We start from the raw sequence: 17,522 nt of genomic DNA on the forward strand, positions 1-17,522 counted from the left end.
ATCAAGTATAGGAGACGCTTCAAGACATCGCGGTTACCGCAGCCTCAACGGATCAACCAACCCCGCCGCAATCGCCATGCCCACCAGATCCGGCAAGGTATTGGCCTGCATGCGTTTCATCACCCGCGATCGATACAGGTCGACGGTTTTTGCACTGACGCCCAGTTGCTCGGCGATTTCGCGGGTGGTGTAACCCTGCACCAACGGCAGCAATACATCGCGCTCGCGTGGGGTCAGCGTCAGCATGCGTTCCTGCAATTGTTCGTGACCCAGATTGCCTGAGCGATTGGCCGCGCAGTTACTCAGCGCCTGTTGCACGCTGTCGAGCAGCAACTGTTCGTTGTAGGGTTTTTCGATGAAGTCATGGGCGCCGGCCTTGAATGCGCGGACCACGATTGGCACATCGGCGTGGCCGCTGACGAAGATGATCGGCAAGTCGAGTTCGCGTTCACGCATGGCTTCCTGAACGTTCAAACCGCCCATGCCAGGCATGCGCACGTCCAGCAACACGCAGGCATTGAGCCGTGCATCGCAGGCTTCGAGAAACTCGGAGTGGCCCGCTAAATAACGTCGGCACATTCAACATTGATATTGACCGGCACAATCTCTTCGCGGGCAAGCCTCGCGCCTACAGGGACTCGGATAGTCAGACCTCCTCCGACACCAACCCGCGACACTGGCGATAGTAGGTTAAGATGCCTTTAAATCAGGCTCGCCACGAGACGCCCCGCATGACAGATAACAGTCGGAACACTCCCCGCCTGATCAAGAAATACCCCAATCGCCGCCTGTACGACACCCACACCAGCAGCCACTTGACCCTGGCCGATATTCGTCAATTGGTGGTCGATAAAGTCCCGTTTCAGGTGGTCGATGCTAAAAGTGGCGAGGACCTGACCCGCAGTATTCTGCTGCAGGTGATTCTCGAAGCCGAAAGCGGTGGTGAGCCGATCTTCAGCAGCGAAATGCTGATGGGCATCATCCAGTTCTACGGCCCGTATCAAGGCGTGCTCGGCAGCTACCTGGATAAAAGCATCCAGACCGTCATCGACATCCAGTCCCAGACTGGCGCCCAGTCGACCGAGGCCTGGAGCACCTTCATGCACCAGCAGGCGCCGGTGATGCAGGACTTGATGCGCCAGTATGTCGACCAGTCCAAGGCGTTGTACCTCAATACCCAGAACATGTTCGGCATGTTCGGCGCCAAACCTGCCCCCGATAGCGACCCGAAAAAAATGGCGATGGGGAATAATCCCATCGCCATCGGTGCCGCCAGCCTGATTTGACTTACTTGTTACCGCTGGTGGCCTTAGCGCCCGCTTCTGGAGCGGCTTTGCCGGCGGCAGCAGTCGCTGCGTCGAAACCGCTCTGAGCCACATCAGACGCCTGTTTTACGGCTTTCTGTGCGCTCTCAAACACAGTGCTGGCATTCGCCAGACCCGACTTGAACGCTGCGACCACTGGCTCGGAGCCAGCCGGGGCATTCTTGCTGATCGACTCAATAAACTCATTCACCTGCTGAGTGCCGGCCTCGACCTGACGTTCGGTCAGTTTGGCGATGTCCGACTGGGTGCCGACGATCAGTGCTTGTACCTGGCGATTGAATTCGGCCAGACGCTCAGTTTGCGCACTCGGTTGAGTGAACGATGCCTGCAAATCAGCGAAGCCCTGTGGATCACGTACCGCCAGCAGCTTGCGCACACCTTCGAAGTGTTCTTCGGTGGAGTCGCGCAGTGCTTTGAACTGCAACTGGCTCAGTTGCTCAACGCTGGCGAAGACTTTGCCGCTGATTTGCTGCAACAGGTCGAGGTTGGCTTTCTGAGTGGCTTGCAGTTTTTCCGAGTTGAAAAAAGACATGCTGAAATCTCCTGGTACTGGAAGGCCCATTCAGGCCTGAGGACGCGACAGCAATCCGGGCAGTCATCGCGATAGCCTTGATATTGCAGTGCACAAAACCGTTTGGCAACGGATATTTTGTGCACTGCAAAATAAACGGTGTTCCCTGCGCGGTGATTCGCTATAGACTCGTGAAATCCGATGATCGGCCTAGCCATTGCTAGTCTGGCTGACGACTCCCCGCACAGTCTCAGGAGATCACCATGGGCCAGGAAGAAATTATTGCATCGCAAGAAGAAGCACTTCCCACGGCAGACGGGTTGTTCGAGCACCTGAATCACCTGCAACGGCTCAACACTCGCAACGTGCTCGACGCCGTGCACCAGCGCCAGGCAAAAACCTTCGCGCCGCTAAGTCAGGGTCAGCTCAAACAACCCACTGCAGCGCACTGGCAGGAATACTTCACTGACCTGAGCCAACGCAGCCTGTTGTTCTGGGACACCTTGCGCCAGCGCGGCGACAACACCCTGGCCCATGAACGCGCAGGCTTTCCGCTGTTGCTCAAGTTCGACCATGAAACCCTGCTCAACGGCGCGAACCTGGCGCGCCCGGTCAACTATTCGCTATTACGCATCCTCAGCAGCCCCGAGCAATCGGTCGACAACCAGCAACCGGTGATCATCATTGACCCGCGCGGCGGCCATGGCTCTGGGATCGGCGGCTTCAAACAGGATTCGGTCATCGGCGAAAGCCTGCGCGCCGGTCATCCCACCTACTTCATAAGCTTCAGTCACTCGCCAAGCCCCGGGCAAACCCTGGCGGATATCGTCGAGGCACAGGCGCAGTTCATCGAAGTGGTCAGCGCCCGGCATCCCGCCAGTGCCAAACCGGTGGTGATCGGCAACTGCCAGGCTGGCTGGGCGTTGATGGGGTTGGCGGCAACCCGGCCAGAGCTGCCGGGGCTGATCATTGTCAACGGCGCGCCGTTGTCGTACTGGGCCGGGGTCAACGGGCGCAATCCGATGCGCTACACCGGCGGTTTGCTGGGCGGTGGCTGGATGGCGCGTCTGGGCAGTGACTTGGGCAACGATCGGTTCGACGGCGCCTGGCTGGTCAGTAATTTCGAAACCCTCGACCCGGCCAACACCTACTGGGGCAAGTATTACCACCTGTTCAGCGAAGTCGACACGGAAGCGGCACGGTTTCTCGATTTCGAACGTTGGTGGGGTAGCCCGACGCTGCTCAACAGCGAAGAAATCGAGATGATTGTCGACGATCTGTTCATCGGTAATCAGCTGTCCGGCGGCTTGGGCCGCAAGAGCAGCGGGCTCGACCTCAAGCGCATCGAAGTGCCGGTGGTGGTGTTTTGTTCCTTTGGCGACAACATCACCTCGCCGCAACAGGCGCTGGACTGGATCGCCGATGTGTACCCCAGCGACCTCGCCCTGCAAAACGCCGGGCGCACCATCGTCTACCTGCGTCACGCCAGCATCGGCCATCTCGGCATCTTCGTCTCCGGCGAAGTCGCCCGACGTGAGCACCGTGAGTTGCTGGGCGCAGTCGAAACCATCAACGCCCTGCCCGCCGGGCTCTATGAAATGCTGATCGAGGATCTGCCTGACACGCAATACACCGTGCGTTTCGAGCCCCGGCACATTGCCGACATCCATGGCGATGTGCCGCCGCCCCGCGATGATGATCGCGAATTCGCCTTGGTCGAGCGTGCCTCAAGCATCAACAACAGCCTCTACGACGGTTTTGTTCGTCCGTGGTTGCGCCCGTTGATCAACGAGCCAAGCGCCGAGCTGATGCGCAAAACCCATCCCTTCCATCAGCAGCAGGTGCTCTGGAGCAGTTTGAACCCGGCGCTGTGGTGGCTGGCCGGCAGCGCCGCGCAAGTTCGCAAGGATCGTCGCCCCGCTGCCACGGACAATCCGTTGCTGGCCTGGCAGGCATTGTTCGCCAACCAGATTCAGGACGCGCTGAACGGCTACCGCGATCTGCGCGATGCGACTCAGGAACTGTGTTTCTACGGCGTGTATGGCGCACTCAATAGCCTTGGTGGCAACACACCGACGCGCGATCTTCAGGCCCACGCCGAGCAGCACGACAAACAGCTGCTCGCACACCTTAAAACCGCCCTGCCCCTTGGCGGGCTGATGGAAGCGTTGATCCGCATCCTGTTCCTGCTGGAGCGCGACAACGACGTGCCGGGCAAGGCCAACATCGAGAAACTGCTTGAGCAATTTCAGGTGTTGCTGCAAGACCACAGTGCCGAACCGCTGGACCTTCGCGAAACCCTGCAAACCCAGAAAATGCTGGTACTGACTCACCCGCAAGAAGCACTGCACAGCTTGCCGCTGTTACTGCCCGAAACGGAGGAACGTCAGCAGGTATTGGCCGCCGTCGCCAACCTGTTGCCAGCGTTGCTGAGCGATACCGCGACCGGGCACGCTTTCTGGTGCGAACTCCATACCCTGCTTGAAGTGCCCCTGCCCGGTTTCAACCTGACCCAACCGCCGGGCGAAGCGGATGTCCCTGTGGAAGCAGCGCCTCCAGTGCCTGCGCCCGTCGCCAAGGTCGAAGTCCCAACGCACCAACCCGCCAAGCTCCGAAAAAAGGCCAAAAAACCAACCACCAAATAAACCCCGCCACGGCGCTTCTACAGACAGAAACCATCCTCTGTACGAGCTGCCGAAGGCTCGGGCCGCGTTCGGACGATCTTTTGATCTTAAAAAGCCAAACTCAAACCGGCGCGGCTACTTCGACCTCGAAGGATTCATCCGCCCGATACTGCCCCGGCGTCATCCCAAACCAGCGGCTGCAAGCCTTGTTAAAACTGCTGTGGTCATGAAAACCAAGGAGATACGCCACATGCTTCATGTTGAAATGAGAATGGCGCAGATAGAAGTCGGCCAATTGCCGGCGCACCGCGTTCTGCACGTCCTTGAATTGCGTCCCGTCCTTTTCCAGCGCTCGTTGCAAGGTGCGCTTGCTGATATTCAACTCCCCAGCGATCGACTCCATATCCCATTGCCCTTGGCCCTGGCTCAACCGCTCGGTAATCAACGCCCGAATCCTGCCGACAATCGAGAAACCAAACAGCAGGTCCAGTTGCGCTTCGGCAAAATTCTCGTGCAGCACCGCCAGTGCCTCGTTGGCCATGCTCAACGGACGCAACACCTCCTGGCCGTCGAATAGAATGCTGTCGTAGGCCGCGTCAAACTGCAGGTTGCAGCCAAACAAACGCCGATGTTCGGAGGTGTTTTCCGGTTCGGGATAGCTGAACTCCACATTCAGCGGTTGCGGCGATTTACCGCCCGCCAGCCAACGGCAAAAACCCATCAAAGACGCCAGGCCAGCGTCGACATATTGCCGGGGCTTGACCGAGCCGGCCTGCTGATGATCAAGCGCGGCCAATCGGTAGTTCTGCTGCTCGGCCATGAAGAACAGGCTGAATCCGGTGCCGATCAACGGGCTGAAACGCACCAACCGTTCAAGGGCTTTTTTCAGGTTCAGACTGGACATCATGGTGTAGCCGACAATCTGAAAACTGCCGGGATGGAAGTTGCCATAGGCCTTCAAGCCGATGTCGGGATCACCGCTGGCCTGTGCGGCCAGCTCCCACAATTGATAGATCGCACGTCGCTCACAAAACGCTCCGGGTTGGTTGGCGAGATTAATATCCAGTCCAGCCTCAAGGCACAGACTGGCGACATCAAGCCCTTGAGCCGAGAGCGTATTGACCAGCACGCTGGCATAGCCTGAACTCATTCTATACATGGCGTCCTCAATGACCTGTGGAACCGAACATCCTGTCCGGAGCCATAACCGATCTGCACTGAATCAAATAATAACGGGGCGCTCGGTTGTGAGTGTTGATCCCAGTATAGGTACTCCTCGTTTTTAGCCAGCCGTGGCGCCGTTGGACACCAGACAGTCACCTCACAACACTTCCGCAGCCCCCGCCAATACCGAACAATCCTCCTATCTTGCAACGCAAAAGAAAAAAGGAAAGGAGTCTATGAAGTCGCTTGGTCGTATTGCATTGGTAACCGGTGGTATGGGTGGGATTGGTACGGCGATCAGCCAGCGTCTTTACAAGGAGGGTTTCAAGGTTGTGGTGGGTTGCAGCGCCAACTCCAGCCGCAAGAACGAGTGGGCCGCGAGCCAGTTGGCGGCGGGCTATGAATTCGAGTTTGTGTACGGCGACATCACCGACTGGGAGTCGACCCGCAAGGCTTTCGAGCTGGTCAGGGAGACGTTCGGCCCGGTCGACGTGCTGGTCAACAACGCCGGCATTACCCGGGACGCCTCGTTTCGCAAACTCACCCCCGAAGACTGGAACGCCGTGATCGGCACCAACCTCAGCGGCTTGTTCAACACCACCAAACAGGTGATTGAAGGCATGTTGAGCAAGGGCTGGGGACGAGTGATCAACATCTCTTCCATCAACGGTCAGCGCGGCCAGTTCGGCCAAACCAACTACAGCGCGGCCAAGGCCGGCATCCACGGTTTCACCATGGCCCTGGCGCGGGAAGTGTCGGGCAAGGGCGTGACCGTCAATACGGTTTCGCCGGGCTACATCCAGACCAGCATGACCGCGGCCATTCGCCCGGACATCCTCGACAGCATGATCGCCGCCACCCCGGTCGGGCGCCTGGGCCAACCGGAAGAAATCGCCTCCATCGTCGCCTGGCTGGCGTCTGATGAATCGGCCTACAGCACCGGTGCCGACTTCTCGGTCAACGGCGGCATGAACATGCAGTAGGCCTGTCAGGGCATGGATGCCCTGCTCCCGCTCGACAAAATTCTAATGAGGTCACGCATGAACGAAGTCGTAATCGTTGCCGCCACTCGTACCGCCATCGGCAGCTTCCAGGGTGCCTTGTCCGCGATACCGGCCACTGAGCTGGGCGCGGCGCTGATTCGCCGCGTGCTGGAACAGACGGGCATCAGCGGTGAACAAATCGATGAAGTGATCCTCGGCCAGGTGCTCAGCGCCGGTTCAGGGCAAAACCCGGCACGCCAGACCGCGATCAAGGCCGGCCTGCCCTTCACCACCCCCGCGATGACCCTGAACAAAGTCTGCGGCTCGGGCCTCAAGGCTGTGCAACTGGCGGTCCAGGCGATCCGCTGTGGTGACGCCGAACTGGTGATTGCCGGCGGTCAGGAAAACATGAGCCTGGCGCCCTACGTATTGCCCAAGGCCCGAACCGGTTTGCGCCTGGGCCATGCGCAACTGCAAGACAGCGTGATCCAGGACGGTTTGTGGGATGCGTTCAACGACTACCACATGGGCATTACTGCGGAGAATCTGGCGCAGAAGTACAGCCTGACTCGCGAGCAACAAGATAACTTCGCCGCCGCCTCGCAACAGAAAGCCGCTGCGGCCATCGAGGCCGGTTACTTCAAGCGTGAAATCACCCCGATCCTGATTCCCCAGCGCAAGGGTGAGCCGCTGGCCTTCGACACCGATGAACAGCCACGACTGGACAGCAGCCTCCAGTCCCTGGGCAAACTCAAACCGGCGTTCCAGAAAGACGGCAGCGTCACCGCCGGCAATTCGTCGACCCTCAACGATGGCGCCGCGGTGCTGTTGCTGGCCAGTGCCGCCAAGGCTCAGGCGTTGGGGTTACCGATTCTGGCGCGGATCAAGGCTTACGCCAGCGCCGGCGTGGACCCATCGATCATGGGCATCGGCCCGGTCCCGGCGACCCGCCTGGTACTGGAGAAGGCCGGTTGGAATCTCACGGACCTGGACCTGATCGAAGCCAACGAAGCCTTCGCCGCCCAGTCACTGGCGGTCGGTAAGGAACTGGGCTGGGACACCAGCAAGGTCAACGTCAATGGCGGTGCAATTGCCCTCGGTCATCCGATTGGCGCATCGGGTGCGCGGATTCTGGTCTCGCTGTTGTTTGAGCTGATCCGTCGCGATGGCCACAAAGGCCTGGCCACGTTGTGCATCGGCGGCGGGCAAGGCGTCAGCCTGGTCATCGAGCGCTAGTCACACCGAACTGCTTGCCTTAGCTACTGACGCGGCACCGTCGTGCGGTGCCGCGCTTTTTCTGCCCGGTTTATCTTTGTGGGCAAGGAGCTCCATGGATAACAACGCGCACACCTTCAACACCTACTGGTCTGGCCAGGTTCCGTTCATTGCGTCCTTTGCAGTGCAACAATTACGCCTGTGGGTCAGCACCAATCCATGGTTTACAGGGCATGAATACAACGACTGGTTCGACCTGCCTCACAGCACCCTCGACAGCCTGCAATCGGACTACCAGCTGCAATGGGGCGACCTCGGCCAACGCCTGATGACCGGCCAGCCGTTTACCTTCGAGGACCGACGATTTGCCAGCGGCAACTGGAGTCAACCGTTGTTCGGTTCCCTCGCCGCGTTTTACCTGCTCAACGCCGGGTTCCTGTTGAAGCTGCTGGACAAGCTGCCGATCAAGGAAAAAAACCGCGCCAGCGCCTGCTGTATCTGGTGGAGCAAGCCATCGCCGCCGGTGCCCCGAGCAACTTCCTGGCGAGTAACCCGGATGCCTTGCAACGGGTAGTCGAGACCCAGGGCGCCAGCCTGCTCACAGGGTTGCTGCACCTGGCCAGCGACCTGAAAGAAGGCAAGATGCGTCAGTGCGACAGCAACGCCTTCAAGGTCGGGGACGACCTGGCCACCACGCCCGGCGAAGTGGTGTTCGAGAACGAACTGTTCCAGCTGATTCAGTACTACCCGCAAACCGAAACCCAGTACCGGCGCCCAGTGTTCGTCGTGCCGCCGTCGATCAACAAGTACTACATCCTCGACCTGCGCCCCGACAACTCGATGATCCGCCACCTCTTGCAGCAAGGGCACCCGGTGTTTCTGATGTCCTGGCGCAACTTCGACCAGGCGCACGCCAACACCACCTGGGATGACTTGATCGAAACCGGCATCATCAAGGGCCTGCAAGTGACCCGCGAAATCAGCGGCGAACAACGCCCCAACTGCGTCGGTTTCTGTATCGGCGGCACGTTATTAAGCACGGCGCTGGCGGTCCTGGCCGCGCGCGGTGATAAAGAAATCGCCAGCGTCAGCCTGCTGACCACTTTCCTCGATTACCTCGACACCGGCCCCATCGACATCTTCGTCGACGAACAACTGGTGGCTTACCGCGAGCGCACCATTGGCGGAAAGGACGGCCCCATCGGCCTGTTCAAGGGCGAGGACATGGGCAACACCTTCTCGCTGCTGCGCCCCAATGACCTGTGGTGGAACTACAACGTCGACAAGTACCTCAAGGGCCTGAAGCCAATCGCGTTGGACCTGTTGTTCTGGAACAACGACAGCACCAACCTGCCCGGCCCGATGTATTGCTGGTACTTGCGCCACACCTACCTGCAAAACGACCTGAAATCCGGCGAACTGAATTGCTGCGGGGTCAAACTCGACCTGCGAGCCATCGAGGCGCCGGCGTACATCCTCGCCACCCATGACGACCACATCGTGCCGTGGCGCAGCGCCTACGCCAGCACCAACCTGCTGGGCGGGACCAAGCGCTTTGTGCTCGGAGCCTCGGGGCATATCGCCGGGGTGATCAACCCGCCGGCCAACCACAAGCGTCATTACTGGACCAACAATCGCGTCAGCAAAAACCCGGACACCTGGTTCAAAAATGCAGATCAGCACCCGGGGAGCTGGTGGAATGACTGGTGCGTCTGGCTGGCCAGTCACGCCGGGGAGCGCCAACCTTCGGTGCTGCATACCGGCAATACCCGTTACCCGGCAATCGAATCGGCGCCGGGGCGCTATGTGAAGCAATGATGTGAAGCCCGGCGCGATGAATGAGCATCGCGCAGGGCTGACTGCCTTATCCCGCAAAAAACCAAACACAGCACACCGACTCAATATCCCCGCCCAAATCTGCGCAACCATGGCCCTTCACTCACCCCCGTAAGGACCTCGTGATGGCCATTGCAAAAGCAGCGCCCGGTAAAACCCTGCTGACCCCAACCGACCACACCCTGATCATGATCGACCACCAGTCGCAGATGTCCTTTGCGACCAAGTCCATCGATGCCGTGACCCTGCGCAACAACGCCGCACTGGTGGCCAAGGCTGCTCGTGGTTTCAAGGTCTCGACCATCCTCACCACCGTCGCCGAGAAGAGTTTTTCCGGGCCGATTTTCGACGAAATCAAGTCGGTGTTTCCGGAACACCACGTGATCGACCGCACCAGCATGAACACCTGGGAAGACGAGCGCATCGCCGTTGAAGTCAACAAGTTCGGCAAGCAGAAAATCGTCCTGGCCGGCCTGTGGACTTCGGTGTGCATCGTCGGCCCGGCCCTGTCGGCCATCGACCAGGGTTTCGAGGTGTATTTCATCGCCGATGCTTGCGGCGATGTTTCCATCGAAGCCCATGAAATGGCCATACAGCGCATGGTCCAGCTCGGCGCCCGCCCAATGACGTCGCTGCAATACCTGCTGGAACTGCAACGTGACTGGGCGCGTACCGAGACTTACGAAGAAACCGTGAAAACCTCGATCGCCAATGGTGGTTCTTATGGCTTGGGCTTGATCTACGCCAAGACCATGTTCGGCGCCTCCGAAGGCCATTAAGCAACAACAGCGACTGCGCGTCCTGCGCAGTCGCTGCCTCGTGGTGATCGCCCATGACCTTTTCTGCACAAAACTGTAAATTCCTCGCCGCCATGACGATTCTGTTCGCCGGCACCGTCCTGGCCGATGAACCGGCACCCACCGCGCAAGGTTTCCTGGAGGGCGCGACGCTGGGTGTATTGAGTCGAAACTTCTACCTCAACAGCGACTACCGCTCACCCTCGCCCTCCGGAAAAAGCTACAAACAGGAGTGGGCTCAAGGGTTTATCAGCTCTTTTGAATCCGGTTTCACCGACGGCACGATTGGCTTTGGCCTCGACGCCCACGCGTTTCTCGGGCTCAAGCTCGACGGCGGCAAAGGACATTCAGGCACCGGATTACTGCCGGTTGATGATGATGGCCGCAGCGAAAGCAACTACTCCAGTGGCGGCGGCGCGATCAAGCTCAAGGCGTCCCGCACCACCCTGGCCTTCGGTGAAATGACCGTGGAAACCCCGGTGTTCGACACCTCGGACAAACGCCTGCAACCGGAGTACGCCACGGGTTTTCTGATGAACAGCCGGGAAATCGACGGAATGAACCTGGTGGCCGGGCACTTCACGGCGTTCAAGAACCAGGACAGTTCATCGAGCAAGGGCGACTTTTACGGTTACGGTGCCAACACTGAGGCGGGCGGCATTAGCTTTCTCGGCGCCGACCTGTTCACCAACAGCCCGCTGGGCGGCGCGTTGTACGCCTCCGAACTGAGCGACACCTGGCACCAGTACTACGGCAATCTGCACCTGAAGCAATCGGATGTTTTCCTCGACGCCAATCTCTATCACACGCAAGACACCGGCCGGGCACTGGCGGGAGCAATCGAAAACACGGCCTACAGCCTGTCGGGCAAGTACACCCTTGGCGCGCATGGATTCACCCTGGCCTATCAGCAAATCAATGGCGACACCCCGTTCGATTTCGTCGGCGGCGACTCCATTTACCTCGCGAACTCGATCAAGTACGCCGACTTCAACGGCGCCCACGAGCGCTCCTGGCAAGCTCGCTACGACCTCGATTTGGGAGCATTCGGCATTCCCGGGCTGAAGTTCATGACCCGTTACGTGACCGGCCGCGACATCGACGGCACCCATGCGCCCAAGGGCGGTGCCTACAACCCGTTCGACGCAGCGACCGGCGAGTACGACCCCCAGCAAGGCGATGGCGGACGACACTGGGAGCGCGACATCGATTTGCGCTACGTCGTGCAATCCGGCCCGGCTAAGGACTTATCTCTGCAACTGTCCCATGTGTCGCATCGGGCCAACACCGCCCAGGCGGGCGATGACATCGACAGGGTTTATGTCGTGGTTCAGTACCCGCTGAACTTCGGTCACCTTTGATTGGCGCTATGCCAAACGTCAGTCAGTTAAGGCGCACAACCTGTGGGAGCGGGCTTGCTCGCGAAAGCGGTGGTTCAGTGAGCATTGATGTCGACTGACACGCCCTCTTCGCGAGCAAGCCCGCTCCCATAGGAGTGCATTTCAATCCTCAGGCTTATGCCTGCTTTTTGCGATACGCCATCGAGTCATCGATCCGCTTGAGGATGTAATCCCCCGCCGCCACCGGTGGATACAGGCTCTGCGCCGGGTCGATGCCCAAGTCGCAAGGATCGACGTTGGCGCCATAGGTCGGGTCGTAGAACGTGGCGATGGAGTAGCGCTCGTGGCCCGAGGTGTTGATTACCCGATGCAGCGTTGAGCGAAAACGATCGTTGGACCAGTGCGCCAACAGGTCACCGACGTTCACCACCAGGCTGCCGGGGATCGGCGTGGCATCGATCCAGCGGTTGGAGCCCAGTTCACGGACCTGCAAACCACCACTGTTGTCCTGATACAGCAACGTGATGCAACCGTAGTCAGTGTGCGGCGCTACCCCGAACTGATCCGCTTCAGCCTGGGGCGGTTGCGGTGGGTAATAGACCATCTGGGTGCGCTGCAAGGGTTTGGTGTATTTGTCGGTGAAAAAATCTTCGTCAATGCCCAGCCCCACTGCCACCACCCTCAACAGATCGGCTCCGGCCATGGCGACTTCCCGGTAATAATCGGCCAAAGCCTCACGCAGCGATGGCATGAACTCCGGCCACTGGTTCGGCCCACGCAGCGCCTCACCGGCGAGCACGCTGGGATCATCCTCGTCCAGTTCGAGCCCGATACTGAAAAATTCCTTGTGATCGGGTTTGGTGGCTTCGTACATGGTCGCCCCGCCCAACGCGTGCCAGCCACGATGCCGTTTGTTGACCGCTACCTGGCGCTTGACCTCGGCCGGGTAGGCAAAGAATTCTCCGGCGGCCGACATTGCCCGGTCGATCACCGGCTGCGGTACCCCGTGATTGATGATGTAGAAGAAGCCGATGTCGCAGCAGGCGGTTCGAATGGCGTCGGCGGCTCGACGAATACTCGCCTTGTCACCTTCGCGGACACCGGACATATCGATCAGAGGCAGATGAATAGTAGAAGACATGCTCACTCCTGGGGTCATGGTGCTGGGTGGTTGATCAGGTATCTGACTCAACAGCGAGCTACCTGTATATACAGCTAAAAGCATTTACTGTGCCGTTCCCCGATTCCGTTTCACCAATCCCCATACGCCAAGGCCCGCGTTGGTTGTTCAATAATCCAGACTCGATCTAATCTCCAGTGTTCATTGGTTTCCATACGCCCCAACAGTGTGCGCCGAGCGCGCATTTGGTGCAGCTTTCGGTTACACATTCAAAGGCTGGCAAGCCGACGGGCTTTTTAAAACCTGCACAGCGCGTGTCTGAAACGCGCATCTCTGACGGTAACGGTAATTTTGGCCCGCATATTGCTCTACCTGTATATACAGGATGATATAGCTGCCTATTCCACCCACCACTGCCCCAGGACATTGCAATGCACACACCTCTGCTGCTCAAACCCGGTCAACTCACCCTCGATCAATTGCGCGTCATCTATCAGAAGCAATGCGCCATTGAACTGGACCCGCAGGCCCGCGAAACCGTGGAGGCCAGCACCCGCACCGTGAACCAGATCATTGCCAACGAACGCACGGTGTACGGCATCAATACTGGTTTTGGCCTGCTGGCCAGAACGAAGATCCCGACCGAGTCGCTGACCAAGTTGCAGCGCAATCTGTTGCTCTCGCACTGCACCGGCACCGGTCCGCTGCTCGATGACGCCAGTGTCGGCCTGATCATGGCGTTGAAGGTTGGGTCCCTGGCCCGGGGTTTTTCCGGCATCCGTTGGGAAGTGATTCAAGCACTGGTTCAGCTGTATGTCGCCAAGGTCTATCCGTGCATTCCGTCTCAGGGTTCGGTCGGCGCCTCGGGTGACCTCGCGCCGTTGGCGCATATGTCGGCGGTGCTGATTGGTGTCGGCCGCGTCCGTCATAACGGGCGTGAGATGGACGCCATCGAAGGCCTAGCGATTGCCGGTCTGGAACCACTGGTGCTGGGGCCGAAGGAAGGTCTGGCGCTGATCAATGGCACCCAGGTGTCCACGGCTCTGGCGCTGCGCGGGTTGTTTGCCGCCGAGAAACTGTTCACCGCGGCCGTAGTGGCCGGCAGTCTGAGCGTGGAAGCCTTGAAAGGCTCCGATGTGCCGTTCGACCCTCGCATCCAGGCCGTGCGCGGTCAGCCGGGGCAAATCGATGTGGCGCTGTACTACCGCGAACTGCTGGCGAACAGTGAAATTCGTCAATCGCATATCGATTGCACGCGGGTTCAAGACCCGTATTCGCTGCGCTGCCAGCCACAAGTCATGGGCGCCTGCCTGGACCATTTGCGCTTTGCTGCCGGTGTGTTCTTGCGTGAATCCAACGCAGTTTCGGATAACCCGCTGGTGTTCAGCGCTGACGGCGACGTGCTGTCGGGTGGCAACTTTCACGCCGAACCGGTGGCGATGGCCGCCGATGTACTGGCCTTGGCGATTTCCGAAATCGGTGCGCTCTCGGAACGCCGGATTGCCCAACTGGTTGACCCGGCGCTCTCCGGCCTACCGGCCTTTCTGGTGCGCGAAGGTGGCCTGAACTCGGGTTTCATGATCGCTCAAGTGACCGCTGCCGCGCTGGCGTCGGAAAACAAAACCCTGGCGCACCCGGCGTCGGTCGACAGTCTGCCGACCTCGGCCAACCAGGAAGACCACGTGTCGATGGCAACCTTCGCGGCCCGTCGCCTACTGGATATGGCCGGTAACAGCAGCGCCGTGGTGGCGATCGAACTGCTCGGTGCAGCTCAGGGCGTGGATTTGCATGCCCCGCTCAAGACCTCGGAAAAACTTGGTGAAGTCCTGGCGATGATCCGCAGCGAAGTCGCGCACTACGACGAAGACCGTTACTTCGCCCCGGACATCGTGGCCGCTCGCGCCTGGGTGGAAGGTGCCGGGTTCGAGCGTTGGTTGCCTGCCGAACGCCTGTACGCCTGATCGCAAACTCGTCGGCGCAGCCTGTCTGCGCCGCTTTCATCACGCCAAAGGGATCGCCATGCGTCGCTACTATTCAGGGTCGGATATTCATCGGGCACAGAGCATTGCCGAACTGGCTGCAATGGCACGGCGACGCTTGCCGCATTTCGCCTGGGAATACCTGGAAGGCGGCGCCGAGGAAGAACTGACGTTGCGGCGAAACCGCCAGGTCTTCGCCGACATCGCTTTGCTGCCCCGCACCTTGATGCCTTGCGCGACCACGCAAACCCGGTGTTCGCTGTTCGGGCGAGACCTGCCGCTGCCAATGGCCATCGGGCCGACTGGCTACAACGCCATGCTCTATCGCGACGCCGATATTCACTTGGCCCGGGCCGCAACGGAGCGTGGCCTGCCCTTCACCCTCAGCACCGTCTCCACCAGTTCCCTCGAGGATGTGGTAGCGGCAGTGCCCGAGGTAAATCTCTGGTTTCAACTGTATTGCCTGCGCGACCCCGCCGTGCGTGAAGACCTGTTGCAACGTGCCGATGCGGTCGGTTGCAAAACCCTGCTGCTGACCAGCGACGCGGTGTTGCTGGGCAATCGGGAATGGGATCGACGCAATTTCGTCCGCCCCCGGCAACTGAGCCTGCGCAACAAGCTGACGTGCTCTGTCATCCACGCTGGATGGCCCAGGCGTTGTGGCCGCACGGTCTGCCGACTCTCGGCAACATCGAACGTTATCTACCACCCGGACAACGCACCATCGAAGGCGCCGCACAGTTCATCGGTAGCCAGATGGACACCGGGCTCGACTGGGACGCCCTCGCCCGATTGCGCGAACGCTGGCCGCACAAGCTGTTACTCAAAGGCGTGCTGCACCCGGCAGATGCCGAGAAAGCCGTGGCCCTGGGGCTCGACGGATTAGTGGTGAGTAACCATGGCGGCCGGCAACTGGACGGTGTTCCCGCCAGCCTCGACTGCCTGCCAGCGATTGCCGCCGTGGCCAAAGGCAAACTCGCTTTGCTGCTCGACAGCGGTATACGTCGCGGCACCGACATTCTGAAAGCCTGTGCACTCGGCGCCGATGCGGTGTTGCTGGGGCGATCTACGCTTTATGGAGTCGCCGTCGGCGGACAGGCAGGTGCAGGTCATGCCCTCGATCTGCTGGCGCAAGAGCTGCGCCTGGCCTTGTCTTTGCTGGGCACTCCGGACCTTAAGCAACTTGATCGTCGTGCACTGATCACGACAACCGCCACTTCCCCTGACCGTGAGTTGAACTGATGACCGATCTACAACACACCCTCGAACAATTGCGTCAGGCACTGGGTGACGACGCGGTAATCACTGGCGCCGATATCAGTCAACGCCACTACAGCGACTGGACCGGCCACGCCCCGGCCTGCCCCGCTGCGCTGTTGTTACCCCGGACCACCGCGCACGTCGCCAGCGCCCTGCGAATTTGCAACGCGGCCAAACAAGCGGTGGTTCCCCAGGGCGGCATGACCGGGCTGGCTGGCGGCGCGGTGCCTCGGGCCAGCGACATCGCCTTGTCCCTGGAACGCCTGCGCGGCATTGAAGAGATTGACCCGGCGGCGGCCACCATCAGCGTGTGGGCCGGCACCACGCTGGAGGAGATCCAGCAAGCTGCGCTCAACGCAGGGTTTGTCTTTCCGCTGGATCTGGGTGCCCGAGGCTCGTGCCAGATCGGCGGCAACATCGCCACCAATGCCGGTGGCAACGCGGTGATTCGCTACGGCATGACCCGCGATCTGGTGCTCGGGCTGGAGGTGGTTCTGGCCGATGGCCGGGTACTCGATTTGCGCAACAAAATGATCAAGAACAACTGCGGTTATGACCTGAAACAGTGCTTCATCGGCAGTGAAGGCACCTTGGGCGTGATTACCCGCGCGGTGTTGAAGCTGGCGCCGCAACCGGGCCAGACCAGCACTTTGCTCTGCGCCCTACCCGACTACGCCAGTGCCGTCAGCCTGTTGCGGCGGATTCAGCGCAGCGTCGGCACGCCGCAAGCCTATGAACTGATGTGGCAAGACTTCTTCCGTCTCGGAGTGAGTTGGCTGGAAAACGCAACCGCCCCGATGTCGCTGGACCATCCGCTGTACGTGCTGCTCGAATCGGCCGGCCCGCAGGATCAACTCGAAGCGTCGCTGGAAGAAGCGTTCGGCGCCGGTGAGGTGCTCGATGCGGTGCTCGCCAGCTCCCAGACCCAAGCCCGTGGGCTTTGGAAAATCCGTGAAGCCACCGGTGAATTCCCGACCCGCATGACCCCGCTGAACTTCGACGTCAGCCTGCCCATCGGCCTTATCGGCGACTTTGTCGAGCGTTGCCGCGCACGTCTGGAAGAACGCTGGCCGGGCAACCGCAGCGTGTATTTCGGACACATCGGTGACAGCAACCTGCACCTGACCGTGGACTGCCAGTCTTTGCCGCAGCCGGCGCCGATTCTGGAAATAGAAGAGCTGGTTTACAGCGCCGTCGGCGAGCTGGGTGGTTCGGTCTCGGCCGAGCATGGCATCGGCCTGCTCAAGCGCGAGTTTCTTCATCACTCGGTCGGCCCCGAAGCCCTCGCGGTGATGCGCCAACTCAAGGACTGCTTTGACCCCAACGGCATTCTCAACCCGGGAAAAATCCTCGGCTGAGAGCCTGTAT

Annotated in this window: 10 protein-coding genes and 4 pseudogenes; 10 read left to right on the plus strand and 4 right to left on the minus strand. The window is 60.0% G+C overall.

From position 1 onward, the window contains the following. Nucleotides 1-33: 33 nt before the first annotated feature. Nucleotides 34-549 (minus strand): annotated as a pseudogene (locus RHM58_RS26140) (response regulator transcription factor); the annotation flags it as partial. A gap of 182 nt (nt 550-731) precedes the next feature. Between RHM58_RS26140 and phaR the strand changes: the two are divergent. Next, a pseudogene (gene phaR, locus RHM58_RS26145) lies at nt 732-1,252 on the plus strand (polyhydroxyalkanoate synthesis repressor PhaR). A 35-nt stretch (nt 1,253-1,287) separates the two neighbouring features. Here the strand turns inward: phaR and phaP are convergent. Further along, complete coding sequence (gene phaP, locus RHM58_RS26150; protein WP_322268623.1) at nt 1,288-1,857, minus strand: TIGR01841 family phasin; 570 nt, start codon at nt 1,855-1,857, stop codon at nt 1,288-1,290. 242 nt (nt 1,858-2,099) lie between these two features. Here phaP and RHM58_RS26155 point away from each other — a divergent pair, with 242 nt between their 5' ends. Next, entirely contained in the window at nt 2,100-4,481 is a 2,382-nt protein-coding gene (locus RHM58_RS26155) for a DUF3141 domain-containing protein (RefSeq protein ID WP_322268624.1), read from the plus strand. A gap of 100 nt (nt 4,482-4,581) precedes the next feature. Here RHM58_RS26155 and RHM58_RS26160 read toward each other — a convergent pair whose 3' ends face one another. Then, the gene (locus RHM58_RS26160) at nt 4,582-5,619 is read right to left on the minus strand and encodes an AraC family transcriptional regulator (protein WP_322268625.1); all 1,038 of its coding nucleotides are present in this window, start codon (nt 5,617-5,619) and stop codon (nt 4,582-4,584) included. 241 nt (nt 5,620-5,860) lie between these two features. Between RHM58_RS26160 and phbB the strand changes: the two genes are divergently transcribed. From phbB to RHM58_RS26185, 5 genes and pseudogenes are all read left to right on the plus strand, one after another. Continuing rightward, nucleotides 5,861-6,607 (plus strand): acetoacetyl-CoA reductase, encoded by a 747-nt coding sequence (gene phbB / locus RHM58_RS26165; RefSeq protein WP_201255156.1) that lies wholly within the window; start codon nt 5,861-5,863, stop codon nt 6,605-6,607. A gap of 57 nt (nt 6,608-6,664) precedes the next feature. After that, nucleotides 6,665-7,843: an acetyl-CoA C-acetyltransferase gene (locus RHM58_RS26170; protein WP_322268627.1), complete on the plus strand. Its 1,179-nt coding sequence runs from the start codon at nt 6,665-6,667 to the stop codon at nt 7,841-7,843. Nucleotides 7,844-7,937: 94 nt separating this feature from the next. Further along, nucleotides 7,938-9,640: pseudogene (phaC, locus tag RHM58_RS26175) on the plus strand (class I poly(R)-hydroxyalkanoic acid synthase). A 143-nt stretch (nt 9,641-9,783) separates the two neighbouring features. Beyond that, a complete protein-coding gene (locus tag RHM58_RS26180; RefSeq protein WP_201255159.1) occupies nt 9,784-10,437 on the plus strand; it encodes a hydrolase in 654 nt (217 codons plus the stop codon). A gap of 53 nt (nt 10,438-10,490) precedes the next feature. Beyond that, nucleotides 10,491-11,816: an OprD family porin gene (locus RHM58_RS26185; RefSeq protein ID WP_322268628.1), complete on the plus strand. Its 1,326-nt coding sequence runs from the start codon at nt 10,491-10,493 to the stop codon at nt 11,814-11,816. Between the two features lie 154 nt (nt 11,817-11,970). On the opposite strand, the gene RHM58_RS26190 is transcribed toward RHM58_RS26185, so the two are convergent. Beyond that, entirely contained in the window at nt 11,971-12,936 is a 966-nt protein-coding gene (locus tag RHM58_RS26190; RefSeq protein WP_201255161.1) for an isopenicillin N synthase family dioxygenase, read from the minus strand. Nucleotides 12,937-13,346: 410 nt separating this feature from the next. Between RHM58_RS26190 and hutH the strand changes: the two genes are divergently transcribed. The 3 genes and pseudogenes from hutH (at nt 13,347) to RHM58_RS26205 (ending at nt 17,512) form a co-directional block, all read left to right on the plus strand. Continuing rightward, nucleotides 13,347-14,876, plus strand: coding sequence for a histidine ammonia-lyase (gene hutH, locus RHM58_RS26195; protein WP_201255162.1), 1,530 nt, complete (start codon nt 13,347-13,349; stop codon nt 14,874-14,876). 121 nt (nt 14,877-14,997) lie between these two features. After that, nucleotides 14,998-16,136 (plus strand): annotated as a pseudogene (locus tag RHM58_RS26200) (alpha-hydroxy acid oxidase). Further along, the gene (locus tag RHM58_RS26205; RefSeq protein WP_201255164.1) at nt 16,136-17,512 is read left to right on the plus strand and encodes an FAD-binding oxidoreductase; all 1,377 of its coding nucleotides are present in this window, start codon (nt 16,136-16,138) and stop codon (nt 17,510-17,512) included. Before RHM58_RS26200 ends, RHM58_RS26205 begins: the two are co-directional and overlap by 1 nt. Nucleotides 17,513-17,522: the final 10 nt, after the last annotated feature.

The organism is Pseudomonas sp. 10S4, assembly GCF_034344865.1.
Taxonomy (GTDB): Bacteria; Pseudomonadota; Gammaproteobacteria; order Pseudomonadales; family Pseudomonadaceae; genus Aquipseudomonas.

Excerpts from the sequence above, each read along its gene's own strand:
- phaP (WP_322268623.1), bottom strand. The coding sequence starts at position 1,857 with ATGTCTTTTTTCAACTCGGAAAAACTGCAAGCCACTCAGAAAGCCAAC.
- RHM58_RS26155 (WP_322268624.1), top strand. The coding sequence starts at position 2,100 with ATGGGCCAGGAAGAAATTATTGCATCGCAAGAAGAAGCACTTCCCACG.
- RHM58_RS26160 (WP_322268625.1), bottom strand. The coding sequence starts at position 5,619 with ATGTATAGAATGAGTTCAGGCTATGCCAGCGTGCTGGTCAATACGCTC.
- phbB (WP_201255156.1), top strand. The coding sequence starts at position 5,861 with ATGAAGTCGCTTGGTCGTATTGCATTGGTAACCGGTGGTATGGGTGGG.
- RHM58_RS26170 (WP_322268627.1), top strand. The coding sequence starts at position 6,665 with ATGAACGAAGTCGTAATCGTTGCCGCCACTCGTACCGCCATCGGCAGC.
- RHM58_RS26180 (WP_201255159.1), top strand. The coding sequence starts at position 9,784 with ATGGCCATTGCAAAAGCAGCGCCCGGTAAAACCCTGCTGACCCCAACC.
- RHM58_RS26185 (WP_322268628.1), top strand. The coding sequence starts at position 10,491 with ATGACCTTTTCTGCACAAAACTGTAAATTCCTCGCCGCCATGACGATT.
- RHM58_RS26190 (WP_201255161.1), bottom strand. The coding sequence starts at position 12,936 with ATGTCTTCTACTATTCATCTGCCTCTGATCGATATGTCCGGTGTCCGC.
- hutH (WP_201255162.1), top strand. The coding sequence starts at position 13,347 with ATGCACACACCTCTGCTGCTCAAACCCGGTCAACTCACCCTCGATCAA.
- RHM58_RS26205 (WP_201255164.1), top strand. The coding sequence starts at position 16,136 with ATGACCGATCTACAACACACCCTCGAACAATTGCGTCAGGCACTGGGT.